Consider the following 25,714-nt stretch of genomic DNA (forward strand, 5'->3'; position numbering starts at 1 on the left):
ACGCGGTCCGGGCCGCGCTTCTGCCGTTCAACGAGGCGAGCGGAGAAATGACTACGGCCGGCCCTCCCGCGCCGCTGCGGGAGGGCCGGCCGTAGTGCGACGAACCTTGAGGCTCAGAGGTCGAACTCGCCGTCCTTGGCGCCGCCGACGAACGCGTCCCACTCAGCGGCCGTGAAGATCAGCGCCGGTCCGTGCGGGTTCTTGGAGTCACGCACCGCGATCGCCTCCTCCACGAAGGCCACCTCGACACAGTTGTCGGAGTTGGGCCCGCTACGAGTGCTCTTGAACCACTGTGCCCGGCTCAAATCGATCCGGAAACCCTTCGCTTCGACTTCCACAATGGCTCCTCTACCAGCATTTCAATCATCCCGATGGACTCCTCCGGAGGGAGGGCCGACGTCCGGATGGCCTCGAAGATGGAGATGTACTTGCCCAGTTCCTCGACCTTCTCGAGAAACAGGCCACCGGTCGCATTCTCGGTGAACACCACGTCCGCATCGCCCTCCTCCTCGAACTCGAGAATGGCGAACGTGCCGTCCATCCCGGCGTGCGCACCCGCCGCGAAGGGCAAGATCTGCAACGTGACGTTCGGCAACCGCGCCGTCGTGATCAATCTGGCTAATTGATCACGCATGACCTCGTCGCCACCGACCGGCCGGCTCACCACCGCCTCATCGAGCACCACCCAAAGATCGATCGGATCGTCCTGAATCAATAACGACTGTCTTTCCATCCGGACGCGCACCCGTTGCTCAATTTGCTGGTCGCTGTCCCCCAGTCGGGCGGCCCGAATCATCGCAATTGCATACGCTTCGCTCTGAAGCAGACCGGGAATGACCTGCGACTCGTACGTGCGGACGGACCGGGCGGCCGCCTCCAGTCCCACGTAAGCGCCGGTGAGAACGGTAGAAAACGGATGCCACCACCCTTTTTGCCGCGCTTCTCGGGCAATTTGGACAAGCTCCCGCGTCACGGCGTCCGGTACGCCGTAAATGGTCAACATGGCCGCAACATCGCTCGGGCTGGCGCTGGTGTGCCCCGTTTCGATACGGGATACTTTCGACGTCGAACAGCCCAATCGCTCCGCGACCATGTCGATCGTGACCCGGGCGCCCTCCCGATGCCGGCGCAACTCGACCCCGAGCCGGCGGCGGCGAATGGTGGGACTGCGACGTTGATTCACAACCCCAGTCTCCTGTCGATCATTTAGTGATTCAAGTTTCCAGCATCTACCAACCGGTAATCACTAAGGGCTGACATGCAACTTGCATCGACCGGACTCGTAGTGCAATCTTTTCGGTATGGCTCGCGTCACTCACCCCGGACGGGGCAAGACGACCGAGTCCCGCTCAACGTACCGATACGTCACCGTTAACGGGGTCCCGGTCTTTCGCGCTGTCCGAGGTGGACTGATCCACTTCCGGCCGGTCGGCGGATCGGTGGCGGTGACGTTCCGCAACGCTTTTGATGATTGGCATCGTTGGAAGTTTGCATAGGCGTTAACGCCGGGCACACTGGTGCTTTCGTGTCAAGGTTTCAGGGCAGGAGATGACGTGCTTCCTCGGTCCGGTGATGTCATACACGTGACGAAGGCGGCGAGCGTCCAGTTCGCGGCGCCGATGCTGTTCCGTGTCATCCGGGTCCACGACTGGCCGACGTACGAGGGCTGGATCTGGCTGGACGGCTATGAACTCAACGCGTCGGGCGATGCCGTGGAGCGTCGTTCGATCTTCGTCCAGGTCAGTGGTCTGCGTGCCGTCGGCAAGGCGCCCGACCCCCGGGCGCGCAACGGCCGCCAGCCGGGCCTGGTCAGCGGCACGGTTCAGGCCCGTACGGTCCGTACGAACCGCTGATCCCTCCGGCTAGTTGCCTTCCGTGGGCTCGGCTGTGCCCGTCGGACCGGTCGTCGGCTGCGCCGCGATCACCAAGGTGACCGTCGTGTCCGGTGGGACTTCCTGCCCCTCTACCGGATCGCTGTCGATCACCGTGTCCGGCGGCACGTCCGGCGCCTGACGATAGATCAACCGGTAGTTCAACCCGGTCGTCCGCAGCGCCTCCTGGGCGTCGGCCAGCGCCAGCCCCCGCAGCGCCGGGACGGTGATCTCGGACGTGGACGGGTCGGTCGTGGACTGGGTCGGCTCCGGCGAAGGCGAGGGCGAAGTGGTCGTCGGCGTCACGGTCGGTGAGGTCGTTCCGGTCGTGACCGTCTCGGCAGGCGTGGCCGAAGTGCTCGTCACCGGCGCGGGAGTCTCGTCCTCCGAGTCCTGCAGGATGAGATAGATCGCCCAGCCCAGCACGCCGAGCAGGATCAGCGCCACGATGCCGACCACGATCGGCATCCACCATCTGTCCCGCGAGGTGGACGGGGTGGACGCGGTCCAGTCGACCTCGGGATAACCCCGGCCCGGCTGAGGCGGGCGCACCTCGGCTCGTCCCGACCACGCGGGATTGGCCCGGCTGGGGGCCCAGTCGTCATCACTGACCGGCGGCATGATCGCGGTCGAGCCGGGCTTGTTCGTGACCACGGTGGGCTCGTCCCGGATCGCCGGCACGGTACGGACGTCGTCCAGGGTGTCGTCGTCTCCGCGCCGAACGCCGTCCAGCGTGTCGTCGTCTCCGGGCGGCGGCACCGAGGCCCGGCCGACCGTCACCTCTGGCACATCGCCGTCAACCAGCGTCGCATCCGGATCAGCGGCCGACCCACCAGCCGGCGGCGCGTCCGGATCGGCGGCGGAACCACTGACCTGGGTGGCGTCCAGGTCGTCCGCCCTGGGCTTTTCGCCCGGGGAGTCCGGCTTCTCGGGTTTATCCGCCTCGGAGGACGGGTCCTCGGCGTCGTCAGGCGAAGAACGTCGCGTCTCGTCGCTCTCGTCCGACATCGCCTCTCCTCCGGCTCGTTCACCCGCATGGGTCAACGTATCGAATCTTGCGGGACATGTCTGGCCTCCGCAGGACAAACAAACCAGGTGGCTACAGGTGAGAGACGCACGCGAGCATCGGCGCACCGATTCGCAGGCATCGGCAGGTGCCGCTACAGTGCGGCGCATGGCCGAGAAGGGCTGGACGGCGCGCGTAGCCACCGCGGCAGGAGCCGCAGCGGGCACGGGCGCCGCGCAATTGGGTCTGGGCTACGGCCTGGGCGTGGTCGTCTGGCCGGTGACGCCGACCCCCGACGACAGCGCCTGGCTGGGCAGTCTCGGCTGGGCAACCTGGATCACGGCGAGCGCCACGGTGTTCGGCGCCGTCCTCGGCAGCCGTTTTCGGGGCGGCCCCGGGCCACGCACCAGCGGCCCCTGGCGGTTCGCCTTGGCTGCCTGCGCGGCGGTGGGCGCGCTGGTGACGGTCGCGCTCATCGCGCTTCCGGCCCGCTCCGCCGTACGCTTCGACACCGCGAACCCGCAGGTCGTGGCGGCTGGCTACGCCGTGGCCGGCCTTGCGCTGGGCTTGATCATCGCGTTCTGGGCGGTGTCGTCCCGGGCGGTCGCGGCCAATCTGATGGCCACCGGGGTCTGGCTGTGGGCCCTGGCCATCGCGGCGATCGTGGTCGAGCTGGCCGTCAACCGCGAGTCCGCGACCTATCTGACCAGCTGGCAGTTCGCGGAGGTGGCCAACAGCGGGCTGTACGGCACGATCTACTGGCCGAGCGCCCTGCTCACCCTGGCCGCGGCCTTCCTCGTCGGCGCCCTGACGGCCGTGCCCGCTGCCCGCCGCGGCGATGCCGGCACGGGCGCGGCGACCTCGGGTGTGGCCGGCCCGCTCCTGGTCGCGTTCGTTTTCCTGGCGCTGGCGCCGCGCTTGACCGGCGCGCTCGGGCCCATAGAGTCCGCATACCTGATCGCGCCGTACGCCGTGCTGGCCGGCCTGGCCGGGTCCGTTCTCGCGGTGGCCGTCACCCGCACGCTGCAGGAGCAGCGGTCCCGCCGCGCGGGCGCCACGGTCACCGGCACAGCCCGCGTCCCGGAGGCCCCCGCCCTCGAGCCGCCGTCGTCCGGACGCTCAACTCCACCCCGCGACCAGGGCGCAACCGCCACCACCGCCCAGCTTCCGGCCGCGGCCGGGGATCCTGAGTCACCCTCCCTCCGCGGTACAAAATCTGCGAAAGGGATGCCGGAGGGGGGTGACGAGGAAGGTGGGCACCCGGATGAGCCGGCGAAACCGAGGTCATGGCTCTTCGGCCGCCGAAAGAAGCCCGCTCCCGAACCCGCAGCGTCGTCCACGCCGGGAACCGCACCCCGACCCGCAACCGGAGCTGCAACCGCGCCGTCACCGGTGACCGGGAAGGGGGCTGCCACCGCGCCGTCCTCCCGCCGACCGTCCGAGCGGGACAGTCCCGGACCTGACAAAGCGGACAAAGACCAGCGTACGGGTGTCGAGCCCGCCCCGGTCGACGCGGAGATCGCCGCCGCCGCCCGGCCGGCCCCGAGACCGCGCCCCAGGAAAGCGGCGGAGCCCAAGCCGGCCAGGTCCACTGTGACCCCGCCGCCCACAGCCCCGGCCGTAGCACAGATCAACCCGAAACCCGCCCAAGCGCCGCCGAAGGCTCCACCCCCGTCGAACCCGAAACCGCAGGCGAAGGGCTAGTACGCCGGCCAGGTGTGCACGGGATCGTTGGTGCTGTGCAGCTCCCGGTAACGCAACAGCATCGAGTGCAACGCCTCGTCGCGGGACATGCCGCGCCGCTCGGCCGCCCGTACGGCCTCGGTCTGCCACGACGCGCCGTTGCGGCCCAACCGGCAGCGCTCGTCGATCACCCGCAACAACCGATCGCGTACGGGTGGCGCGACACCGAACCGGTCCAGCCCCTCGTACGCGCGGGGCAGCAGTTCCGTCCGCACCAGCTCGGTCACCGGAACCGTGCCCACGCCCGGCCAGAAGGCCGTGGCCTCGATGCCCTCGACCGCGCCGGTGTGGAAGTTCTCGCGGGCGGCTGCGAACGGCAGACGCGACCAGACCGGACGCTCGTCCTCGGCCAGCTGACGGACCAGGCCGAAGTAGAACGCGGCATTGGCCAGCAGGTCGATCACAGTCGGCCCGGACGGCAGCACGCGGTTCTCGACACGAAGGTGCGGCCGCCCCTCCGTGACGTCGTAGACGGGCCTGTTCCAGCGGTACACCGTGCCGTTGTGCAGGCGCAGCTCACCCAGGCGAGGGATGCCGCCCGCGCGCAGCACCTCGGCCGGGTCCTCGTCGGAGAGGAACGGCAGCAGCGGGGCGAAGAACCGTACGTTCTCCTCGAACAGGTCGAACACCGAGGTGATCCATCGTTCCCCGAACCAGACGCGGGGGCGTACGCCCTGGGCCTTGAGCTCCTCCGGCCGGGTGTCGGTGGCCTGCTGGAAGAGCGCTATCCGCGTCTCGGCCCACAGGCGACGGCCGTGCAGGAACGGGGAGTTCGCGCCGACCGCGACCTGCACGCCGGCTATCGCCTGGGACGCGTTCCAGAAGCGGTCGAACCGGTCGGGCGGCACCTGCAGGTGGAACTGGACGCTCGTGCAGGCGGCCTCGGGCGCGATGGAGTCGCTGCTGCTTCGCAACCGTTCGACGCCCCGGATGTCGAGGTCGAACCGCTCGCCGCGGGCGCCGGCCATCTCGTCGTTGAGCAGCCGGTACCGCTCGTTGGCACTGAGGTTTTCGAGCACCAGGTGCTCGGCGGTGAGGGTGGGGAGCATGCCGATCATGACGAGCCCGCAGTCGGTCTTGTCGGCGGCCCGGCCCAGGCTTTCGAGCAGGTCGTTCTCATAGTCGGCGAGTCCCCAGCCGGCTATCGACCGCGGCGCCATGTTGAGCTCGAGGTTGAACTGGCCGAGCTCGGTCTGGAACAGCGGGTCGCCGAGACGGTCGAGGACCTCGGCGTTGCGCATGGCCGGCCGGGCCGCCTCGTCGATGAGGTTGAGCTCGATCTCGAGCCCGGTGGTCAGGTCGTCGCGATCCTCGAAGATGTGCTGGTCGAGCATCTGCGTGAAGACGTCGAGACATCGGCGCACCTTGTCCCGATAGGTGACGCGGTCTTCCGGGGCGAAGACGACGGTCGCGAGATCCTTGCCCACTTACCCTCCTGGGGCGGCCAGGCACAAAACGGACGTCGATCACCACTCTGTGAGCGAACGCGTGCGCTCGGTCTACCTTGCCACCCGTACCGGAGTCGCGCCACACAACAGCGAGCCGCCGCCCAGGAATCCGGGCGGCGGCTCGCTTGTGGACCTCGGTGCGGTCAGGCGCGACGGATGGCCTCGCCCTCGATCTCGATCTTGATCTTCTTGCTGACCATCACGCCGCCGCTCTCGAGGGCCATGTTCCAGGTCAGGCCCCACTCCTCGCGGTCGATCTCGGCGGTCGCGCTGAAACCGAAGACGGCCTGCCCGTACGGGCTGGTGCCGGCGCCCTCGAACTCGACGACCAGCTCGACCGGCCGGGTGACGTCCTTGATGGTGAGCTCGCCGTCGAGAACGAACTCGGCGCCCGCGTGGCTCTTGATGCCGGTGCTGCGGTAGGTCATCGCGGGGTACTTCTCGGACTCGAAGAAGTCACCACTGCGCAGGTGGTTGTCCCGGTCGACCTGGCCGGTCTCGATGCTGGCGGTGTTGATGGTCGCTTCGACGGAGGAGGTCAGCGGGTCCTCGCCGATGGTGATGACGGCGGAGGCGTCCGCGAACTGCCCGCGGACCTTGCTGACCATGAGGTGTCGCGCCACAAAGCCGACCCGCTTGTGCGCGGCGTCCAGGTCGTACGTGCCGGCGGCCGGGATCTGCAGACCCTCGTACGTACGGGTGGTGGCGACGGACTCGGTCATGACTTTTCCTTCTCTCAAGCACTGTGATCGGTATTTGTGTGACGGAGCAACTATATGCCAAGCAATATTCCCCGTGTCAAGAGTCCGAGGTAGGATGTACCCGTGAGTACGGACCTGGATGACCCCCGCTTCACCGCCTTCGGGCTCTTCGCCGAGGCGTTCACCGGGCTGAGCAACCGCTTCAACGCCCAGTTCGACCAGCACCGCCTCTCCGCCGTCGAGTTCGAGGTGCTCATGCGCCTGGCTCGCTCCCCCGGCCACCGGCTCCGGATGACCGACCTCGCCGGCCAGACCTCCCTGTCGACCAGCGGGGTGACCCGGGTCGTCGACCGCATGGACCGCGACGGCCTGATCCGGCGCGAGGCCTGCCCGAGCGACCGGCGCAGCTCGTTCGCCGTGGTCACCGACGCGGGCCTCCGCCGGCTCGACGAGGTCCTGCCCGGCCACCTCGAGCTGCTTCAGCAGTGGTTCATCGGACAGTTGAGCCCGGCCGAGCTCGACGGCATGCTCGCCTCACTCCGCAAGATTCGCGACGCGGTCAACCCGTGCGCGACGGCCGGCACCGACGGGGAACGCTCCGCCGCCTGAGCAAGCATTACGCAACCCGTCGAAGTCGGAACAAAGCCGTCCGTGAGCACCGTGCCGGAAGGCTTGGGGTAAACCGGCAGAACTACCGGCAGAATCGGGCGACGCGGCGGTCCAAACGGACAAATCTCCCGGGCTGCGCGGTCCTGTGTGGCTACTGTGATCCGCGCAGGGGGATGCGGCGCGACCGAGGCGACGGCGGGGCTCGACGGGGGAGCTTCGTTCTCGCCGCTTGACTGGCGGGCGTGGCGGCGGCCGGCGCGTGGGGGGCACGCTACGCCGGCCGACCACGCCCGGCCAGGACCCTGACCTTCAGCCTTCCAGCACCCGGGCCAGCCGCTGCGGTCCGAGCTTTTCGCGCTCGCGCGGCAACAGCGTGATCCCGCCCGAGCGGCACAAGAGCCCCAACCGCCGTACGGCCGACTCGCGCTCATCCTCGTCCGGGGTGCTCACGATCAGCCCGACAAGAGCCTCCACCACATCGCGGGGATCATGAATCCCGTCGTACGCCTCGGCGGCCCGGGCATAACACTCGGCCGCCCGCTTCGGCTCGCCCCGGCTCAGCGCGACGGCCGCCTCGACCACCGCGGCCGGCCCGTCCATGGCGTCGTCGTCCTCCTCGGGGTGAAGCTGCTCGAGCACCACCGCCGCCTCGTCCACCCGCCCCGCCTCAGCCAGCGCCAGCCCGATCGTCGCGAGCAACCGGCGCTGATGCCCGGGGTCGCCCAGCTTGATCAGCTCGGTCATGGCACGCCGGCCCACCCGTGCCGCCTCGTCCGGAAGCCCGTCCAGCCGCTGCACCTCGGCCAGGTTCGCCTGGGCCAGCGCCCGCAGCCGCCGCTCGCCGCAGCGCCCGGCCTGCTCGTGCACCACGGCCAGCCGCTGCCGCGCCGCCCGCAGGTCGCCCTGACGGATCTCGTGCCAGACCAGGTTGTTCTCGGCGACCGCCAGGTCACGCGCCTGACCGGTACGCCGGGCCAGCGCCAGGGCAGCCTCGCCGTGCTCACGGGCCCGGTCGAAGTCGCCCGCGCTCATCCACAGGCCGGCCAGCTGGGCGTGCGCGGTGAGCTGCCCCGCGACCTCGGCGAGCCGCTCGAACTCGGCCAGGGCCTCGGACGCCGACTCGATCTCCCGAGCGCTGTCGCCGTGCTCGCGGGCGAGCTGGGCCATCCCGATGCGCGCCCACGCCCGGACGGACGGGTCGGCGTCGGCGGTGCGGGGGTCGTCGAGCAGCCGGCGCAGCCATCGCCGGCCGGTCTCGGCGCGGCCCCGGAACCGCCACCAACGCGGAAGGGCGGCCGCAAGGCGCAGGGCAGTGTGCGGATCCTCCGCCGCCGCGTAGGCCAGCGCCGTGCCGAAGTCGCCGGCCACGTCGTCGAGACGCCCCGCCGCCTCGGGCAGGCTGGCGCCGGTCAGGTCGGGCCAGATCTGGTGGGCCAGGTCGGCGAGCACCTCAGCGTGCCGCCGGCGATTGTCGTCCAGTTCACCCTCGGCCGCCGCGCGCTCGGCCGCGTAGTCGCGCACCACGTCGAGCAGGCGGAACCGGAACGTCCGGCGGCCGCGCACGCTGAGCAGGCCGAGTTCGAGCAGGCGGTCGAGCAGGTGCACGACGTCGGCGCGCGGGTTGTCGATGAGCTGCTCGGCAAGACCGATCGACCAGCGGTAGCGGAACATCGCGAGCCGTCGCAGCTCCCGCTGTTCCTCGGCGTTGAGCAGGCGATAGCTGGCCGCCACGGCATCGCGCAGGCTGACCAGCGGCTCGCCCGAACCGGGCCGGTCGAGGTCGAGCACGCGATCGCCGTAACGGTCGAGGATCTCGGGGATCGTCAGCACGCGACCACGCGCCGCGGCCAGCTCGATCGCGAGCGGCAGACCGCCGAGCCGCCGGACCAGCGTGGCCAGCGGCGCGATCTCGTCGGGCTCCGGCTCGGTGTGGCGGACCTGACCGAGTCGTTCCAGAAACAGAGCCACCGCCGGGTACGCCGCCACGTCAGCCAGCGTGCCGGCGGTGTCGGGCGGAGGCGCGGTGAGCGGGGCGAGCGGCCAGACCCTTTCCGCGGGCAGGCCGATCGGGTGCCGGCCGGTGGCCAGGAACCGCAGCGTAGGCAGACGTTCGAGCAGGCGGGTGAGCATCTCGGCGGTCGCGTCGGCGGAGCGTTCGACGGCGTCGACGAAGACCAGGGCGGCCCGGCCCGCGAAATGCGCGGGCAGGTCGTCGGGGCGGCCGACACCGAATTCGGCCGCGATGCTGCCGAGCATCTCACCGACCGTGGCGCCGTCGGTGACCACGATGCCGGCGACACCGCCCGGATAAGCCGCGGCCGCCCGGTGGGCGGCCACGAATCCCAGGCTCGTCTTGCCCACCCCGGCCAGGCCGACCAGGGTTGTGCCGCGCGGGCCGTCGGTCGCCGTGAGCTGCGCGGTCATCTCGGCCAGATCGTCGTCGCGGCCGATCAACTCGATCGTCGGCAACACCCTGAGAAAGCCGGTGGGCGGCAGACCGTCCTCGGTGGACTGGCCTCGCGCCGCGGCCAGGAACGCCTCTCGATCCGCGCCGCTCAGACCCAGCGCGGCCGCCAGCAGCTCGACCGTGGTGCGCTGGGGACGTGACGCCCGGCCCCGTTCGAGGTCACGGACCGTCCGCACGCCGACGGCGGCCCGGGAGGCCAGCTCCTCCTGTGTCAGGCGAGCGCGCTGCCGCTCGCGGCGAAGCACGGCGTCGAACCCGGATACGCCCTGGTCCGGCGCGTTTTCAGCCCCCATGACACAGAACTTAAGGCTGGTTCAGAGACGCGGCGAGCAGAGATCCGCTCTTGTCGGATTGCGGACCGAAAGCCGAGGTGCAAATGCCGCTAAAGACCCAGCCCGCGGGCGATCAGCATGCGCTGGACCTCGGACGTTCCCTCGCCGACCTCGAGAATCTTGGCGTCCCGATAGAAGCGCCCGACCGCCGACTCGTTCATGAAGCCGTACCCGCCGTGCACCTGCGTGGCCCAGCGGCTGTTCTCCATGGCGGCGTTGCTCGCGTTCAGCTTCGCGATCGCGGCGTACCGCTTGAAGTCCTGACCGGCCAGCATGCGGGCGGCGGCGTCGTAGTAGCCGACCCGCGCGATGTGCGCCCGCATCTCCATGTCGGCGATCATGAACTGGATGGCCTGGTAGTTGCCGATCGGCCGGCCGAAGGCCTCACGCTGCTGGGCGTAACGCACCGACTCGTCGACACAACCCTGGGCGAGGCCCACCGACAGCGCGGCGATCGCGATCCGGCCCTCGTCGAGGATGCGCAGGAACTGGGCGAAGCCACGGCCGCGCTCGCCGAGCAGGTTGGCGGCGGGGACGCGTACGTCGTCGAAGGAGAGCTCGTGGGTGTCCGAGGCGCACCAGCCGACCTTGGAGTAGCCCGGCGCAACGGTGAAGCCCGGGGTCCCCGACGGCACGATGATGGTGGACAGCTCCTTGGACCCGTCCGGGTTGGTGCCGGTGACCGCCATGACCGTGACCAGGCAGGTGATGTCGGTGCCGGAGTTCGTGATGAACGCCTTGCTCCCGTTGATCACCCACTCGTCGGTGGCCTCGTCGAAGACCGCGCGGGTCTGGGTGCCGGCCGCATCCGAACCTGTGCCGGGCTCGGTCAGGCCGAACGCGGCCAGCGCCTCGCCCGAACAGAGCCGGGGCAGCCACTGCTCCTTCTGTTCCGGCGTGCCGAAGCGGTGGATCGGCATGGCGCCGAGCGAGACCGCGGCCTCCAGGGTCACCGCGACCGAGCTGTCCACTCTGGCCAGTTCCTCCAGGGCGATGCACAACGCGAAGTAGTCGCCGCCCATGCCGCCGGACTCCTCGGGGAACGGCAGGCCGAAGAGCCCCATCTTGCCCATCTGGCGAATGACCTCGTACGGGAAGGTCTTGTGCTCGTAGTGCTCGGCGATCACCGGCGCCACCTGCTCACGGGCGAAGTCCCGGACGGTGACGCGCAGCGCCTCCTGCTCCTCGTCGAGCTGGAAGTCGACCATGGTGTGCTCCTGTCAGACGGGCGTGACGCCGTGGCGGCGCTTGGCGAAGAAGCGCTCCTTGCCGCGTGCGGCGCGGTAGCGGCGGATGAGTTCGTCGCGCAGGTCGCCCGGCTCGACGACGGTGTCCACGACCAGCTCACTGGCCAGCCGCATGATGTCGATGTCCTGCTCGTACTCGGCGCGACGCTCGGCCACGAACGCGGCCCGCTCCTCGTCGTCGGCGATGGCGGCGATCTTGTTGGCGTAGACGGCGTTGACCGCGGCCTCGGCGCCCATCACCGCGATCTTGGCGGTGGGCAGCGCGATGGTGGCCTCGGGATCGAAGCTCGGACCGGCCATGGCATAGAGACCGGCCCCGTACGCCTTGCGCACCACCACACAGATCTTGGGCACCGTGGCTTCCGAGATCGCCGTGATCATCTTGGCGCCGTGGCGGATGATGCCCTGTTTCTCGACCGCCGAGCCGACCATGAAGCCGGGCACGTCACAGAGGAAGAGCAGCGGGACGTTGAAGGCGTCGCAGAGCTGCACGAACCGGCTCGCCTTGTCGGCCGAGTCGCCGAAGAGCACGCCGCCCTTGAACATCGAGTTGTTGCCGACGACGCCCAGCACCTCGCCGTCGAGGCGGGCGAACCCGATCGTGAGCTCCTTGGCCCACAGCGCCTGGATCTCGAAGAACGACCCCTCGTCGACCAGGCCCTTGACGTATCGCCGCATGTCGAAGGCTTGGCGCTCGCTGGCCGGGACCATCGCCCCCAGGTCGGCCCCCGATGAGCTCTTCGGCGTGGCCGTGGGCGGGTTCTGCTCCCAGTTCGACGGCAGATAAGACAGATAAGCCCGTACGGTGTCGAGCGCGTCCTGCTCCGTCTTGCAGAGGAAATGGCCGACGCCGGACTCGGCGCAGTGCACACGCGCGCCGCCCATCGCCTCGAGCGTCGTCTTTTCGCCGGTGACCATCTCGACCATGCGGTCGGAGCCGAGATACATGCTCGCGTTACCGTCGACCATGGCGACGATGTCGCAGAAGGCCGGTATGTACGCCCCGCCGGCCGCCGACGGGCCGAACAGCGCGCAGGCCTGCGGGATCGCGCCGGACGCCTTGACCTGGGTGTGGAAGATCTTGCCGGCGCCGCGGCGGCCCGGGAACAGGTCGACCTGGTCGGTGATGCGGGCGCCGGCCGAGTCGACCAGGTAGATCATCGGGACGCCGTACTGCACCGCCCGCTCGATGATGCGGATGATCTTTTCCACCGTACGGGCGCCCCAGGAGCCCGCCTTGACCGTCGAGTCGTTCGCCATCAGGCAAACCTCACGGCCGTCGACCCGGGCAATCCCGGTGATCACGCCATCGGCCGGCAGCCCGTCGGCCAGGCTGTTGGCATAGAGCCCGTCCTCGACGAAGGAGCCCTCGTCGACCAGCAACCCGATCCGTTCGCGGGCGAAGAGCTTGCCCTTCGCGGCATTGGCCGCATGGTAGCGCTCCGCGCCGCCGGCCAGCACCCGCTTGCGGACCTGCGCAAGCGCCTCGTCGTCGGTCGCCACGTCGCCTCCTTGCGAGGGTCGTCCTGAACGCTCGTTCAAGCTTAACGAGCGTTAGGGTAGCCCATCGCCCAGCGGGCGGCAACGACGAACGGGAGTCCCCGCCGGCTGCGGGAACTCCCGTTCTATTCACTGCTTCCGGCGCCGTGGAGGGGCACCGGTCAAACCACGGCGCCTCCTGGCACCGCTCGGGTCGCACCCGGGACCGGCGCGACCCGGTCTTTCGCTAACCCCCGTGGGAAAGCGGGCTTCAGCGCAGGGTGTTGAGCAGACCCAGGCTGCCGACGCCACCCAGGCTCTCGGTCAGGCCCGAGATCGGGGAAGCCTCGGTCGGCTCGCCACCACGGCCGCCCTTGGAGTTGCTGTCCGAACCAGCCGCGGCCGGCTTGGTGTAGCCGTCCGCCGCGGGCTCCTCGTCGTTGGTGTCGTCCTGGACGTCGCCGTAGCCATCGTTGGTCGCCGGCTTCTCGCCGCCGTCGCCCTTGTAGTCGTCGTCGTCGACGTCGCCGTTGTCGCCACCGAAGTCGTCGTCATCCTTGCCGGGGCCGTGGCCGTGACCCGGGCGGCCGCAGTCGCGGTCCCAGCCGTGGCCCGGGCGGTCGCAGTCGCGGTCACGGTCCCAGCCGTGGCCGCCGAAGTGATCGTCGTCGTTCAGGCAGGCCGCGGCCGAGTGCGCCGCGCCCAGGATGCCGAGCGAGTTGCCGCAGACGTTGATCGGAACGCTGATCGGCACGGCGACCTGGGTGCCGTTCAGGATGCCGTTGTTGGCGCCGGTCGCCTGCACGAAGTCGTTGCCGTGGGCCGACTCGTTGCGGGAGATCGCCCGGCTGTGCGCAGCGCCGAGGACGGCGGCCGAGTTGCCCGACAGGTTGATCGGCAGGCTGATCGGCGCGTACAGCTGGGTGCCGTTCAGGATCCCGTTGTTGACGCCGGTCGCCTGGACAGCGCCGCGGCCACCGCGGTGACCCTGCACGCTCTCCTTCTTGCCCCACTTGCCACCGTGGTGGAAGTGCCGGGAGCCGCGCACGTCGTTCGAGCAGATCGCCTGGGAGTGGGCGCCGCCGAGGATGGCGAGCGAGTTGCCGCAGACGTTGATCGGGACATCGATCGGCGCGTAGATCTGCGTGCCGTTCGCGATGCCGTTGTTGGCACCGGTGACCTGGGCATCGCCCCAGCCGTGCTCGGTCGTGCGCTTGCTCTCGGCCTTGCGGCCGTTGACCGCGACGCCGGAGGCGCTGGCGTGGCCGAGCACCGCGGCCGAGTTGCCGGCCACGTTGACCGGAACACTGACCGGCAGGTACGCCTGGGTGCCGTTCGCGATGCCGTTGTTGACCCCGGTCACCTGGGCGTCGCCCCGGCGGCCGCTCTCGGTGGTGCGGTTGATGCCCACACCCTGCGCGTCGGCCACGCCGAGGATGCCCAGCGAGTTGCCGACGACGTTGATCGGGACGCGGACCGGCACGGCGATCTGGGTGCCGTTCAGGATGCCGTTGTTGGCTCCGGTGACCTGCTTGCTGTCGGCCTGCGCGGCGGCCGGGGCGAACAGCAGGGCGCCGGCGGCCAGGACGCCGACACTCAGAGTCTTGCGAACCCAAGTCTTCATGAGAAAAGAAATGCCTTTCAATAATGTTTCGGCAGTGGTGTGGCTTATTCAGTTGGCAGGTGTTCCGGAACTGCATTCGGGCGCAGCGGCGCCCTGGCGCGATGTGTTTCTGCCCTGACCCGCTTGCCGATGTGCGCCCCACTGGCGCTTCGGTGCGATGCGTGTGATTCAGGCGTGGTTGATTCGCCGCTCGTTCGCGAGCGGTTCAGGAATCGTGGCCGGAACGCGGACACAGAAGCCGGTGCCGGGCCGGTTGACCGGCGGTCGGGCGGACCACCGGACGCCATCACTCAGTCAGGTGAGACGGTCGGCGCCTCGGCGTCGTGCCGCCGGGCCTCGACGTCGGACGCGATCGCAGCCGCATGGCTCGCCATGGTGCTGCTCGCGATCGCAGCCGGCAGGAAGGCCGCGGAGCCACCTTCCGTCGGAGTCCCCGACCAGCTGGTCGGGGTGCCGCTGACGTCCCCGAGGTGCAGCCGCAGAGGTGCGGCCGGTCCGTCGTTCCCGGGGGTGCTGCCCTTCGCCTCCGTCGCCGGCGCCGCGCTGACCGCGTGAGCGGTGCGGTGGTGCCGGTGGGCGGACGGTGCGGAGGAGGCCTTGCCGCGCTTGACCGCGGTCACGGCGTGGTGACCTGCGGCTGGAGCGGGCCGGGCCTGACGGATCGGTGCTCGGCTCGGCTGCTCCTGCTGCGGCTCGCGTGGGAGGGCCGATTGGTCCTCGTGGTCCCGCGGAGCAGCGGCCGGCTCGTCCGCCGCGTGCTGCGGCGTCTCTTCCCCAGCCGGGAGCTCTGAGCTTTGCTGGTCGGAACTGTGCTGGTCGGACGCCGTTTCGCCGGTGAGGCGGAGTGGAGCGTCGACCTCCGCCGGAATCGTGTCGGCGCCGGGCCAGGCGTCGTCCACAATGGTCCGGGGGGTGTCGTGGGCGTCGTCGCGCGTCCGGACCGGGTGGGCCAGGGCCTGCCGGGGGACGTCGAGGATGTCGGCCACGACATGGCGATCGTGGTGCGCCGGCCGGGTGTTCTCCAGCGGCTGGACGGCCGCCTGCAGGAGACCGGTGACCGGCGAGGTGACGTCGGTGCCCGTCACGGAGCCGAGCAACGAGCCGTCCGGCCCGTCGGCACGGTCCGCGGCCTGGGCCGCGGCGCCGGTGAGCAGCCAGGCCGCACCGGCCAGGCCGCCGACGACGAGCACACGCAGGCCCCATCGGGCTCCGGTGTGTTGTGCACGGTTCCCCGGCCACCGCTCCGCCTCCTGGATGTGAGGCGGCAAGGGTGTGGGGTCGCCGTCAGGCGGAGCCGACAGCGACGGGTACGCCACGCGCGATGCGCGTCCGGCCCCCAGTCCCGTCATGGATCCGCCCCTCGTCGTTTCGGCTGAACCGATGGCCGCATTCCTTCGCCGGGTGGTGTTTCTGTGAACCGGCGATATCGGCCACTCGATATTGGTAACGAAACGACGGGGAGCGGGTCACGCGGCCAAATAGGAAAAATGATCGCGGGTCGGTGCGCGAGAAATCACACCAGCCTGGTTCGCGGCCCCGCTCGCAGGACACCCGACGGAAGGGTGCGGCCCAGCAGCTTCTCGGCTGTTTCGGCCGTGCTGATCAGACGATCGAGATCGATTCCGGTGCCGATGCCCATGTCGTGCAGCATGTGGACAACCTCCTCGGTCGCCACGTTGCCCGAGGCGCCCGGGGCGTACGGGCAGCCGCCGATCCCGCCGACACTGGCGTCGAACTCGGTGATTCCCAGCTCGAGAGCGGTCAGGATGTTGGCCAGACCCGTGCCCCTGGTGTTGTGGAAGTGCAGCAGGTCCGGGCGTACGGCGGACAAAAGGTCACGGACCCGGCGCGGCGTGGCCATGCCGGTCGTGTCACCGAAAGCGATGCGGTCGGCGCCGTCACCGCGCACCCGGGCCACGAGACCCGCCACCCGATCGGGGTCGATGTCACCCTCGAACGGGCACCCGAAACTGGTCGCGACGATCACCTCGACCGTCGCGCCGGCCTCGTGGATCAGCGGGATGAGCGAGGCGATGTCGTCGAGCGACTCGTCGGTCGAGCGGTTCAAATTGCGCCGGTTGTGAGTGTCCGATGCGGACACCACCACCTCGATCTCACGGAAACCCGCGGCCAGGGCCCGCTGCGCGCCCCGAGTGTTGGGTATCAGCGCCGAATAGCGGATGTCCGGGTGACGATTGACCCGGGCCCACACCTCGTCGGCGTCGGCCATCTGCGGGATCGCCCGGGGATGCACGAACGAGACAGCCTCGATCCGTCGTACGCCGGTCTCGCTCAGCTCGTTGATCAGCCGAACCTTCGCGTCGGTCGGGACGGGTTCCTCGTTCTGCAGGCCGTCGCGGGGCGCCACCTCGCGAATGCTCACTCTCACGTCCGTCACCTCATCCGGGAGACGATGCCGGTGTCGTAGTCGCCCGACAGGAACTCGTCGTTCTCGAGCAACTCGGCGAAGAAGGGCAGATTGTTCTTGGGGCCGGCGATCCGGAACTCGGCCACGGCGGCGCGGGCCCGCGCGATCGCCTCGTCACGGTCGGCGCCGAAGACGATCAGTTTGGCCATCAGCGAGTCGTAGGACATGCCGACCGTTGTGCCCTCGGCGTAGCCGGAGTCGACCCTGATGTGCTCGCCGACGGGCTCGACCCAGGTGGTGACCTTGCCGGGGCCGGGCAGGAAGCGTTTCGGATCCTCGGCGTTGACCCGCAGCTCGATCGCGTGACCGCTGGTGGCGGTGTTGATCGTGGGCTCGAGCCCGGAGGCGATGAGCAGCTGCTGCTCGACCAGGTCGATGCCGTGGATGAGCTCGGTGATCGGGTGCTCCACCTGCAGGCGGGTGTTCATCTCGAGGAAGAAGAACTCGCCGGAGGCCGGGTCGAGCAGGCACTCGACGGTGCCGGCGTTGCGATACCCGACCGCCTCGCCGGCCTTGACCGCGGCCGCCAGGAAGCGTTCGCGCAGCTCGGGACCGACGGCGGGACTCGGCGCCTCCTCCACCAGCTTCTGGTTGCGGCGCTGCACGGAGCACTCGCGCTCGGACAGCGCGATCACCCGGCCGTCGGCGAGGCCGAGGATCTGCACCTCGACGTGGCGTACGCGGGGGAAGTAGCGCTCGATCAGCACATCGCCGCTGCCGAACATCCGCTCGGCGAACGTCCGCACCTTTTCCAGCTCACGGCGCAGCGCGTCCTCGTCGTGCGCGACCGCCATACCCATGCCGCCGCCGCCCGCGGCCGCCTTGACCATCACCGGGTAGCCGATCTTCGTGGCCGCGTCGACGGCCGCGCCCTCGGTGGCGACCGGCTCCCGCGTGCCGGGAGCGACCGGAACCCCGGCCGCGGCCATCAGGTTCCGCGCGTTGATCTTGTCGCCCATCGCCTCGATCGCGTCGGGGCTCGGGCCGACCCAGATCAGGCCGTTCTGCTCGACCATGCGGGCAAAACCGGCATTTTCGCTCAGGAATCCGTAGCCGGGATGGATGGCCTGGGCGCCGGTTCGCTTGGCGGCGGCCAGGATCGCCTCGGTGTTGCGGTAGCTCTGGGCCGGGTTGGCCGGGCCGACGCAGACCGCCTCGTCGGCCTCCAGCACGAACGGCATGCCCTCGTCGGCGTCGGAATGGACCGCGATCGTGCGGATGCCGAGCCGTCGTGCGGTCCGGATGATCCGGCGGGCGATCTCCCCCCGGTTGGCGATGAGCAGCGAGTCGATCATCGTTGACCTTCTCTTCTCTTTGGTTGTTCGCCCTTGTGGGGCGCCTTCGACCTCGTTACCGCCCGATCGGGCGGCCTGGGTGGCCTTGTTGACCGCTGTCGACGGGCCACGATCGTGGCCGTTCCACTGCCGTTCTTCGTCACCGCCTGCGCCCCGTGCCGCACGCCCGGTTCCCTTGCCGTCGTTCTCCGCCCGGCCCGCGCCTGCCGTCGTTCTCCGCCCGGTCTGCGCCGTTTGCCGGTCGGTGAATCCCGTTATCGCCCGGTCAGGGCGTGGATCGTGGCTTCGCGCAGCAGGGCCGCGCGGCGGCGGCGGTCGACCTCGCCGCCGAGGAAGGGCGTCGAGTTCATCAGGCCGAACGCCGAGTGGGCGAGCACCCGGGCCTCGGCCGCCTCGAGCTCGGGGCGCAGGGTGGCCAGCACACCCACCCACTCCTCGACATAGAGGCGCTGCAGCCGGCGGATCTGGCGACGCGGCTCCTCGGGCAGGCGGTCGAGCTCGTGCAGGTGCAGGGCGATGACGGCCGGGTTGTTCAGCGCGAACTCCACGTGGAAGTCGATCAGGTCGGCCAGCGCGGCGCTCGCGTCCCCGGGATGTTTGGCCACCCGCGCCTCGCCACCGTGCAGCAGGCTCTCGCTCACCGGTATCAGGGCGGCGACCAGCATCGCTTCCTTGCCGGCGAAGTGGTGATAGAGCGCCGGCCCGGTCACGCCGGCCGCGGAGCCGATATCGTCCATCGAGACACCGTGATAGCCACGGGCCGCGAAGAGTCCGACCGCGATCTCGAGGATCTCGTCGCGGCGCGACCGTCGCCGGGGGGCGGGCGGGCCCGGGCGCTGCTGCTGATCAACCGTTGTCACGTGGTCACTTTAACCCGCTGTCAACCCCAGGACTTAACGGACGTTCAGGATGTGGAACGGCCCTCCATGGCGGCCACCGCCTCCTCGTGCACCCGCTGGGCCACCTCGCGGCTCGGGGAGTCGTCGGACATGCGCTCCAGCAGCGCCCGCAGCAGCGCCTCAGCCTCGGTGACCTGGCCGGAACGCAGCAGCGCCTCACCGAGCATGCCCTCGATGCGGTCGGCCTGATCGGTCGCGCCGATCGCGGCCAGCCGCTCGGGAGCGCCGCGCAGATGGGGCAACGCCTCCGCGTAGCGTCCACGGGACATCAAGAGATTACCGGCCTCGTACGCGGTCATCGCATGCTGGAAGATCGCGTTCGGCTCGGCGGCGAGTTCGGGCGGCAGCGCGTCGAACTTCGCACCGATCCGGCCGATCACCTCCTCACCGCGTTCGGGCTGGTCGGAGTAGTGCAGGGCACTGACCGCCCGGCGCAATGCCCGCAGCTCACCGATCGGGTCGTCCGCCTCGTGCAGCGCCGAAGCCGACGCCAGGAAGGTCTCGGCCGCCTCGGCGTCACGATCGAGGTCGAAGAGCAGGCCGGCCGTGTCCTCGGCGATCTGGCCCCGGCCCGCCGGGTTGCCGGCCAGCCGCCCGATCAGCGTGCGATAGAGGCCGAGGGCGCCGTCCGCATCGCCGATCTGACGGTAGAGCCCGGCCAGCAGGTAACGCGCGTTGTCAGCCGCGTCGTCGTCGCCGAGTTTGTCGAAGCGGGCGAGCGCTTCCTCGGCCACCTCGGCCGCCTCGACCGGACGGCCGGCCATGCGATACGCGTTGGCCAGATCGTTGCGGGCGTGTGCCCCGGCGGTGTCGAGGCCGGCCTCGGCGCACAGGGCGACCGCCTCGACCAGGTCGACGATCGCCTCCTCGGGCCGGCCCAGCCGCAGCAACGCGGTGCCCCGGCCGACCCGCGAGGGCAGAGCCTTGTCGGCCTCGCCGGTGGCGATCACGGCGCTGAACACCTCGACCTGCTCGGCCGGATCGTCGAGCGCGTGACCATAGATCGTGCCCGCCTCGGCGACGCGACGTGCGGGGCCGTGCTCGCGATAGAACTGCCACGCCTCACGGGCCGCGGCCAGCGCCTCGTCGTGCCGGTGAGCCGCCATCCGGTTGCGGGCGCGCAGCATCCCGTGCATCGCCACCATGCGCGGGTCACCGGTCTGAGCGGCGAACCCGTCGGCCCGGTCACCCGCCTCGTTCGCCTCGTCGGCACGCCCGTTCATGAGATGCGCGATGGACAGCCGGGCCCACGCGTTGGCCTGCTCGAACGCGCTGCCATGCTGCTGCTGAAAGGCGACGTCCGCCTGGATCGCCGCCTCGTCGACCGGCTCACCGGAATATGCCCGGTCGAGCGCGATGCGAGCCCGCAGAGCACTCGCCTCACGCCCGGCGGCCGCCGCCCTTTCCGCGTCACGCCCAGATCCGGCCACCGTGTCGCGCGCCGAAGCCTCGCCCTGGTGCCGCCGCGCCGCGCCATCCGCCGAATCGACGCCGCCGTCCACGGCCGCGTCGGCGGCACCGCTCAGGGCCGCATCCGGGTCGCTGACGCTCGCGCCTGCTCCGCCTTCCGCGCGGATCGAGCCCTCGGTGGCAGCCCCGCCGCCGATCACTGCTTCGAAAAGGTCGACCGCCCGTGACCAGTGCTCGCCGGCACCGGCCGATCGCAGCTGGTTGCCGCGCATCACCTCGCGACGGGCCGCCAGCAGTGGGTCGTCGAGCCGGGGAAAGCGCGCGTCCAGCGCCGCGAGGGTGGCGCTCAGCGCGGCATCCCGGTCATCACGCCAATGCCGCCGGGCCAGCTCGAGCAACTCGGCCGCGCTCACCTCGGCTGGCACCTCGGGTTCGACGGGCTGCTCGGCGAGGCCCGGGACGGCAACAGTCGCGGACTGCTCCACCGAGGGAGCCGCACGGCGGGCGGTCGGCGAGAGGGGCAACACCACGTCGTAAGGCTCGGCGGCCAAGGAATCGGCGATCGATCGGCTCTGGTGGTCGGTGCCGTTACGCTCGTCGAACTTCTTGGCCAGTTCGGTCGCCCGGGCCGCCAGTTCGATTTCGAGGGCCGCCGCGGAGATGTCGCCGTGCTCGCGCCGCCGAATGATCGTGTCGCCGTGGCCCAGCTCGGTCAGCCGGCGCAGCAGCATCGCGGCGTCGGCCGAGAAGTGCATGTCGGCGGCGGGCGACGGCGCCTTGTCGAGCCAGTCGATGTGCCGCTGCAGGATTTCCAGACCGCGGTGCTCGTTGCCGGTGCGCGCGCAGAACGCCAGGTGGGTGCCGAGATTCCACAGGTCGGCCAGGTTGCCGCGTTCCAGGCGATACGACCGGCGGTGGGCGTCCGACGCCGCGTCGGGGCGGCCGGTACGCAGATAGGCCACCATCAGCTCGCGCAGGATGCCTTGCGGCTGCTCGCTGCAGGTGAGCTCGCCGGCCAGCACGGGCTCGGCGGTCGCGACGACGTCGGCGAAACGGTCGCGCTCGTTGTAGTAGGCGGCGACCGAGGACGGGTCACAGCCGATGCAGTCGGACAGGTCGTCGCGCGGCGCGGCCTGCCAGCGGGCGAACCACTCGTCGGCCTCGGGCGAGCCGATATGCGTGGCCACGAGATAGCGGTGCTTGTAGACGGCCTGCATGCTGTGGCCGTCCTCCCGGTAACGCCTTTCCATGTCGTCGAGCACCGCCCGGGTGCGGTCGAGCGGGATCTCGGGGAAGTTGGTCATCGCGTTGACCATGGTCTTGAAGTGCCACAGCAGGGTGTGTTTGCCGTGGGCGTGGTGCGGCCCGGGATTGCGGTCGAAGTCGGCGAGGGCCCAGGCGAACGTGACGAACGCCTTGGCCGGCTCGCCGCCGTACGTGTAGGCGTTGGTGGCCAGCAGCCGGCTGGTGAAGGCCAGCCGTGGGTCGCCGATCGCGTCGGCGTGCCGGATCACCTCTTCGACCAGGGCGATCTGCGCGGCGCCGTGGGGCAGCACACGGGCCTGCTCGTAGAGCTCCCACAGTTCGTCGGCGGTCTTCACCTGTCCTCGCCCTTCTCTTGAGGGACGGCCCTGTCCAGCAGGCCCATGAACGAACTGGTCAGCAACGCGGCGTCGGCCGGGCGGATCGGGTGCTGGCCGAGCATGAGGGCCTGGCCGTAGAGCGACTCGACGGCGAGACCCGCGAGCTCCGGGTCGCCGAGCGCGGTGATCCGGCGTACGAGGGCATTGCGGTGGTTGAGAACGAGCTGGGGACGGTCGACCGTCGTGACCCGGGACAGCGCGTCGAGCACCCCGCCCCAGAGATCGTCGGCGGCGTCGCGGCTCTGGGTGAACTGCTCGTTGAACGCGGCGGCGCGGCTCACCAGATAGAGAGCGGGGACCCCGGCCGGGTCGAAACCGCGCACCACCACCTCGCAACCGAGCCTGTCAAGGCGGCGCTGGGCGGCGGCCAGGAAGGGGCGCAGGCGCAGCTCGGTATCGGTGTCGACGGCCGAGAACCGGGCCGCGACATCGGAAGGCTCGAGCCGCTCGACCCGCACCTCGGGATCCACCGTGGCCAGACGCTCGACGATGTCGGCGTGGTAGACGATGCCGCCGTTGATCACCCCGAGCTCCTGCGCGGCGGCGATCGACGCGAGCTGCCGGAACTCGTCGTGACCGGCGGCGTACCGCAGCACGCCGTGGCGCTCGCGGAACTCGGCCAGCGTGACGAAGCCCATGTTGGTCTCGAGCGGCACCCACTGCTCGACCAGGCGCAACATCTCGTCGTCGTGCAGGGCCAGCGCCTTGACGCCGAGATGGTGGATCGAGAGGAACTCGCCCAGCCGGCGCGGATCGGTCGTGGCCAGCCGCACCAGCCAGCCCCGCAGCTGGTCGGCGATGGCCTCGCGGGTGTCGGCGAGCAGGCTGTCGTCGTAAAGCGCCTCGCGGCTCGCCGTCGGACGCAGCTCGGTGCTGTCGACCACGCAGCGCGCGAAGAACGCCCACTCGGGCAGCAGGCCCTCAACGCTCTCGGCCAGCAGCATCCGCTTCAGATAGACCCGATGACCACCGCGGGCGGCCGGGTTGACCGGGGTGGGCAGCACGAAAGCGACACCGGTGAGGCCGGCCTCGGGCACGTCGAGCGGCACCACGTCGAGCGGGCGAAACCCGAAGACCGATTGGGCGTACGCGTGCAGATCGTTGCCCGCCGCCCACGGGAGCCCGCCGGTCGTGACGTCGAACGAGTCGACCTCAACCCGTACGGGAAGAAGGGATCCGTAAAGGCCGGCGAGCTCACGCACAGTCTCGGCGGAAAGAAGGTGTTCGGAGCCCCGCCGGGGCACGAGGGTGACGGTGGTGCCCGGTTCGCGGTCGGCGCCGGCGCGGACGTCGTAGCGCCCGTCGGAATAACCCGTCCACAGCACGGGCTCGGCGCCGGCCCGGCGGGTGTGCACGCGGATCTCGTCGGCCACCAGGAAGCAGGAGAGCAGGCCGATGCCGAACTGACCCAGGAACTCGTGGCGGGCGAAGCCCAGCTCGTCGCGTTTGGAGCTGCGGCCGATCGTGGCCAGTAGCTCGTGCACCTGAGCCTCGGTCAGGCCGACGCCGTTGTCGCTCACCCGCAGGGCGTCGGCGCCGGTGGTGATCGACACCAACCCGGGCGTGCCGGCCGCGGTGATCGCGTCGACCGAGTTCTGCAGCAGCTCGCGCACGTAGACACGCGGGCTGGCATAGAGGTGATGGCTGAGGAGATCGACGATGCCACGAAGATCGACCTGGAACGTGTTGCTCACGGCGGAGAAGGTACCGCGAACGACCGACAAAAACGGGGCGGTTTCCGGCCGCCCCGTTCATCTCGTCAGCTCAGGCCGCCCGGCTCGGGGCCCGTGGCGATCGGGGCGCGCACCAGGTTGCCCCACTCGGTCCACGACCCGTCGTAGTTGCGGACCTGCGGATATCCGAGCAGGTAGCGCAGCGCGAACCAGGTGTGGCTGGACCGCTCGCCGATCCGGCAGTAGGCGATGATGTCGTCGCCCGATTCCAGGCCCAGCTCGTCGCGATAGATCTTGGCAAGCTCGTCGGCCGGCTTGAACGTGCCGTCCTCGTTGGCCGCCGACTTCCACGGCTTGCTCCTCGCGCCCGGGATGTGGCCGCCGCGCAGGGCGCCCTCCTGCGGGTACGCCTCCATGTGCGTCAGCTCACCCGTGTACTCCTGCGGCGAGCGCACGTCGACCAGTGGACGCCCGCTGCTGATGTGCCCCATGACCTGGTCACGGAAGGCCCGGATCTCGGCGTCGTTGCGTACGGGAACCGGGTATTTCGCCGTGGGACGTTCAGTACGTTCCCGGGTCAGCTCGCGCCCCTCGGCGGCCCATTTCTGGCGCCCGCCGTCGAGCAGGCGCACGTCACGGTGGCCGAAAAGGCTGAAGACCCAGAGGGCGTACGCGGCCCACCAGTTGAAGTTGTCACCGTAGAAGACGATCGTGTCCTCCCGGCCGATGCCCTTGGCCTCGCAGAGCGCGGCGAAGGCGGCCGGGTCGAGGTAGTCGCGGGTGACCTGGTCGTTGAGCTCGAGGTGCCAGTCGACCTTGACCGCGCCGGGGATGTGCCCGGTGTCGTAGAGCAGCACGTCCTCGTCCGACTCGACAACCACCAGGCCGGGCGTGCCGAGGTTGGCGGCCAGCCATTCGGTGGTGACGAGCTTGTCGGGATGCGCGTACGCCTGGAGCTCAGGCGATGGATCGTTCGCAACAGACATGATTGCCACGCTAGCCCTTAAAAGCCGCTGCCGATGGGCGCCAGCTCAGGTCGCTTCGGGGTGATCGAATCGCCGGAGGACTGGCCGCGCAGGTGACGGCCCACCCAGGGCGCCAGGTGCTCACGGGCCCAGCGCAGGTCGGCGCCGCGGGCGAGCAGCCACGGCGTGGGCTCGGGGGCGGGCGGCACCAGCATCCAGTCCTCGTTCACGCCGACGCCGAGCACGTTGAGGACATGACCGGCCGTACGGCGGTGCCCGGCGGGCGAGAGGTGCAGGCGGTCGGCGGCCCACATGTGCGGGTGGTGGAACGCGTTGTCGCCGAACAGGTCGACCAGGTGGGCGCCGTAGCGCGCGGCCAGCATGCTCGCGCCGTCGTTGAGCACCGCGGCGCGCCGCCCGAGAATGGCGGGCAGGTGCATTGTCACGTCGGCGAACCGGAACAGGATCACTTCGGCGCCCGACTCGCGCAGCCGGCGGACCACGCCGTCGAGCTGACGCACCAGGGCGTGCGGGTCGACCCGTACGCGCAAGGCGTCGTTGCCGCCGGCCGCGATGCTGACCAGGTCGGGCCGCATGGCGAGGGTCGGTTCGAGCTGTTCTTCGATGATCTCGTGCATGACCTTGCCGCGGATCGCGAGGTTGGCGTACCCGAAGTCGGGCCCGGAGTCGACGGCGAGCCGGGCGGCCACCAGGTCGGCCCAGCCGCGGAAACTGCCGTCCGGGTACGCGTCGTTCAAGCCTTCGGTGAAGCTGTCCCCCATAGCAACGAAGCTGCGGTACGCCATCGCCGCCCCCTTAACGCGCCGTCAGTTTTGCTCGTGGGGAACACATTTCCACCGGATCAAACCTCTGG

Annotated in this window: 20 protein-coding genes; 3 read left to right on the plus strand and 17 right to left on the minus strand. The window is 70.0% G+C overall.

Going from position 1 to position 25,714, the window contains the following annotated elements; translation table 11 throughout:
* Window positions 1–113 precede the first annotated feature (113 nt).
* Window positions 114–338, minus strand: a complete 225-nt coding sequence (locus C8E87_RS15540; RefSeq protein ID WP_133873761.1) for a DUF397 domain-containing protein — start codon at window positions 336–338, stop codon at window positions 114–116.
* Window positions 302–1,183, minus strand: a complete 882-nt coding sequence (locus C8E87_RS15545) for a helix-turn-helix domain-containing protein (protein WP_133873762.1) — start codon at window positions 1,181–1,183, stop codon at window positions 302–304. The genes C8E87_RS15540 and C8E87_RS15545 overlap by 37 nt, the downstream gene beginning before the upstream one ends.
* 370 nt (window positions 1,184–1,553) lie before the next feature.
* Here C8E87_RS15545 and C8E87_RS15550 point away from each other — a divergent pair, with 370 nt between their 5' ends.
* Window positions 1,554–1,853 carry a hypothetical protein gene (locus C8E87_RS15550; protein WP_133873763.1) on the plus strand — a complete coding sequence of 100 codons (300 nt, stop codon included), beginning with the start codon at window positions 1,554–1,556 and terminating at the stop codon, window positions 1,851–1,853.
* Window positions 1,854–1,862: 9 nt separating this feature from the next.
* Here C8E87_RS15550 and C8E87_RS15555 read toward each other — a convergent pair whose 3' ends face one another.
* The gene (locus tag C8E87_RS15555) at window positions 1,863–2,879 is read right to left on the minus strand and encodes a PASTA domain-containing protein (protein ID WP_166661175.1); all 1,017 of its coding nucleotides are present in this window, start codon (window positions 2,877–2,879) and stop codon (window positions 1,863–1,865) included.
* A gap of 166 nt (window positions 2,880–3,045) precedes the next feature.
* Between C8E87_RS15555 and C8E87_RS15560 the strand changes: the two genes are divergently transcribed.
* Window positions 3,046–4,581, plus strand: a complete 1,536-nt coding sequence (locus tag C8E87_RS15560; protein WP_133873765.1) for a Hansenula MRAKII killer toxin-resistant protein 1 — start codon at window positions 3,046–3,048, stop codon at window positions 4,579–4,581.
* On the opposite strand, the gene C8E87_RS15565 is transcribed toward C8E87_RS15560, so the two are convergent.
* Window positions 4,578–6,047 carry a glutamate-cysteine ligase family protein gene (locus C8E87_RS15565; protein ID WP_133873766.1) on the minus strand — a complete coding sequence of 490 codons (1,470 nt, stop codon included), beginning with the start codon at window positions 6,045–6,047 and terminating at the stop codon, window positions 4,578–4,580. The genes C8E87_RS15560 and C8E87_RS15565 overlap by 4 nt on opposite strands.
* Before the next feature lie 164 nt (window positions 6,048–6,211).
* Window positions 6,212–6,790 carry a YceI family protein gene (locus C8E87_RS15570; RefSeq protein ID WP_133873767.1) on the minus strand — a complete coding sequence of 193 codons (579 nt, stop codon included), beginning with the start codon at window positions 6,788–6,790 and terminating at the stop codon, window positions 6,212–6,214.
* A gap of 102 nt (window positions 6,791–6,892) precedes the next feature.
* Here C8E87_RS15570 and C8E87_RS15575 point away from each other — a divergent pair, with 102 nt between their 5' ends.
* The gene (locus C8E87_RS15575) at window positions 6,893–7,378 is read left to right on the plus strand and encodes a MarR family winged helix-turn-helix transcriptional regulator (protein WP_133873768.1); all 486 of its coding nucleotides are present in this window, start codon (window positions 6,893–6,895) and stop codon (window positions 7,376–7,378) included.
* Between the two features lie 309 nt (window positions 7,379–7,687).
* Here the strand turns inward: C8E87_RS15575 and C8E87_RS15580 are convergent, their stop codons facing one another.
* The 12 genes from C8E87_RS15580 to C8E87_RS15635 form a co-directional block, all read right to left on the minus strand.
* Window positions 7,688–10,138, minus strand: coding sequence for an ATP-binding protein (locus C8E87_RS15580; RefSeq protein ID WP_133873769.1), 2,451 nt, complete (start codon window positions 10,136–10,138; stop codon window positions 7,688–7,690).
* A gap of 89 nt (window positions 10,139–10,227) precedes the next feature.
* The gene (locus C8E87_RS15585) at window positions 10,228–11,385 is read right to left on the minus strand and encodes an acyl-CoA dehydrogenase family protein (protein ID WP_133873770.1); all 1,158 of its coding nucleotides are present in this window, start codon (window positions 11,383–11,385) and stop codon (window positions 10,228–10,230) included.
* 12 nt (window positions 11,386–11,397) lie between these two features.
* Window positions 11,398–12,927, minus strand: coding sequence for an acyl-CoA carboxylase subunit beta (locus C8E87_RS15590; protein ID WP_133873771.1), 1,530 nt, complete (start codon window positions 12,925–12,927; stop codon window positions 11,398–11,400).
* 247 nt (window positions 12,928–13,174) lie between these two features.
* Window positions 13,175–14,527 carry a chaplin family protein gene (locus C8E87_RS15595; RefSeq protein ID WP_133873772.1) on the minus strand — a complete coding sequence of 451 codons (1,353 nt, stop codon included), beginning with the start codon at window positions 14,525–14,527 and terminating at the stop codon, window positions 13,175–13,177.
* Between the two features lie 290 nt (window positions 14,528–14,817).
* Window positions 14,818–15,717, minus strand: coding sequence for a flagellar biosynthesis protein FlhF (locus tag C8E87_RS15600; RefSeq protein ID WP_133873773.1), 900 nt, complete (start codon window positions 15,715–15,717; stop codon window positions 14,818–14,820).
* Window positions 15,718–16,040: 323 nt separating this feature from the next.
* Window positions 16,041–16,910: a hydroxymethylglutaryl-CoA lyase gene (locus tag C8E87_RS15605; RefSeq protein ID WP_133876846.1), complete on the minus strand. Its 870-nt coding sequence runs from the start codon at window positions 16,908–16,910 to the stop codon at window positions 16,041–16,043.
* A gap of 11 nt (window positions 16,911–16,921) precedes the next feature.
* A complete protein-coding gene (locus tag C8E87_RS15610; RefSeq protein WP_133873774.1) occupies window positions 16,922–18,250 on the minus strand; it encodes an acetyl-CoA carboxylase biotin carboxylase subunit in 1,329 nt (442 codons plus the stop codon).
* A 254-nt stretch (window positions 18,251–18,504) separates the two neighbouring features.
* Window positions 18,505–19,110, minus strand: coding sequence for a TetR/AcrR family transcriptional regulator (locus C8E87_RS15615; protein WP_133873775.1), 606 nt, complete (start codon window positions 19,108–19,110; stop codon window positions 18,505–18,507).
* 44 nt (window positions 19,111–19,154) lie between these two features.
* The gene (locus tag C8E87_RS15620; protein ID WP_133873776.1) at window positions 19,155–22,160 is read right to left on the minus strand and encodes a tetratricopeptide repeat protein; all 3,006 of its coding nucleotides are present in this window, start codon (window positions 22,158–22,160) and stop codon (window positions 19,155–19,157) included.
* Window positions 22,157–23,896, minus strand: coding sequence for an HSP90 family protein (locus C8E87_RS15625; RefSeq protein WP_133873777.1), 1,740 nt, complete (start codon window positions 23,894–23,896; stop codon window positions 22,157–22,159). Before C8E87_RS15625 ends, C8E87_RS15620 begins: the two co-directional genes overlap by 4 nt.
* Window positions 23,897–23,961: 65 nt before the next feature.
* A complete protein-coding gene (locus C8E87_RS15630; protein ID WP_133873778.1) occupies window positions 23,962–24,861 on the minus strand; it encodes a sulfurtransferase in 900 nt (299 codons plus the stop codon).
* A gap of 17 nt (window positions 24,862–24,878) precedes the next feature.
* Entirely contained in the window at window positions 24,879–25,646 is a 768-nt protein-coding gene (locus C8E87_RS15635) for an SGNH/GDSL hydrolase family protein (RefSeq protein WP_133873779.1), read from the minus strand.
* Between the last annotated feature and the right edge of the window lie 68 nt (window positions 25,647–25,714).

Origin of the sequence: Paractinoplanes brasiliensis (genome assembly GCF_004362215.1) — a bacterium.
Lineage (GTDB): Bacteria > Actinomycetota > Actinomycetes > Mycobacteriales > Micromonosporaceae > Actinoplanes > Actinoplanes brasiliensis.

Excerpts from the sequence above, each read along its gene's own strand:
- C8E87_RS15570 (WP_133873767.1), bottom strand. The coding sequence starts at position 6,790 with ATGACCGAGTCCGTCGCCACCACCCGTACGTACGAGGGTCTGCAGATC.
- C8E87_RS15580 (WP_133873769.1), bottom strand. The coding sequence starts at position 10,138 with ATGGGGGCTGAAAACGCGCCGGACCAGGGCGTATCCGGGTTCGACGCC.
- C8E87_RS15610 (WP_133873774.1), bottom strand. The coding sequence starts at position 18,250 with ATGATCGACTCGCTGCTCATCGCCAACCGGGGGGAGATCGCCCGCCGG.
- C8E87_RS15630 (WP_133873778.1), bottom strand. The coding sequence starts at position 24,861 with ATGTCTGTTGCGAACGATCCATCGCCTGAGCTCCAGGCGTACGCGCAT.
- C8E87_RS15635 (WP_133873779.1), bottom strand. The coding sequence starts at position 25,646 with ATGGCGTACCGCAGCTTCGTTGCTATGGGGGACAGCTTCACCGAAGGC.
- C8E87_RS15585 (WP_133873770.1), bottom strand. The coding sequence starts at position 11,385 with ATGGTCGACTTCCAGCTCGACGAGGAGCAGGAGGCGCTGCGCGTCACC.
- C8E87_RS15595 (WP_133873772.1), bottom strand. The coding sequence starts at position 14,527 with ATGAAGACTTGGGTTCGCAAGACTCTGAGTGTCGGCGTCCTGGCCGCC.
- C8E87_RS15560 (WP_133873765.1), top strand. The coding sequence starts at position 3,046 with ATGGCCGAGAAGGGCTGGACGGCGCGCGTAGCCACCGCGGCAGGAGCC.
- C8E87_RS15555 (WP_166661175.1), bottom strand. The coding sequence starts at position 2,879 with ATGTCGGACGAGAGCGACGAGACGCGACGTTCTTCGCCTGACGACGCC.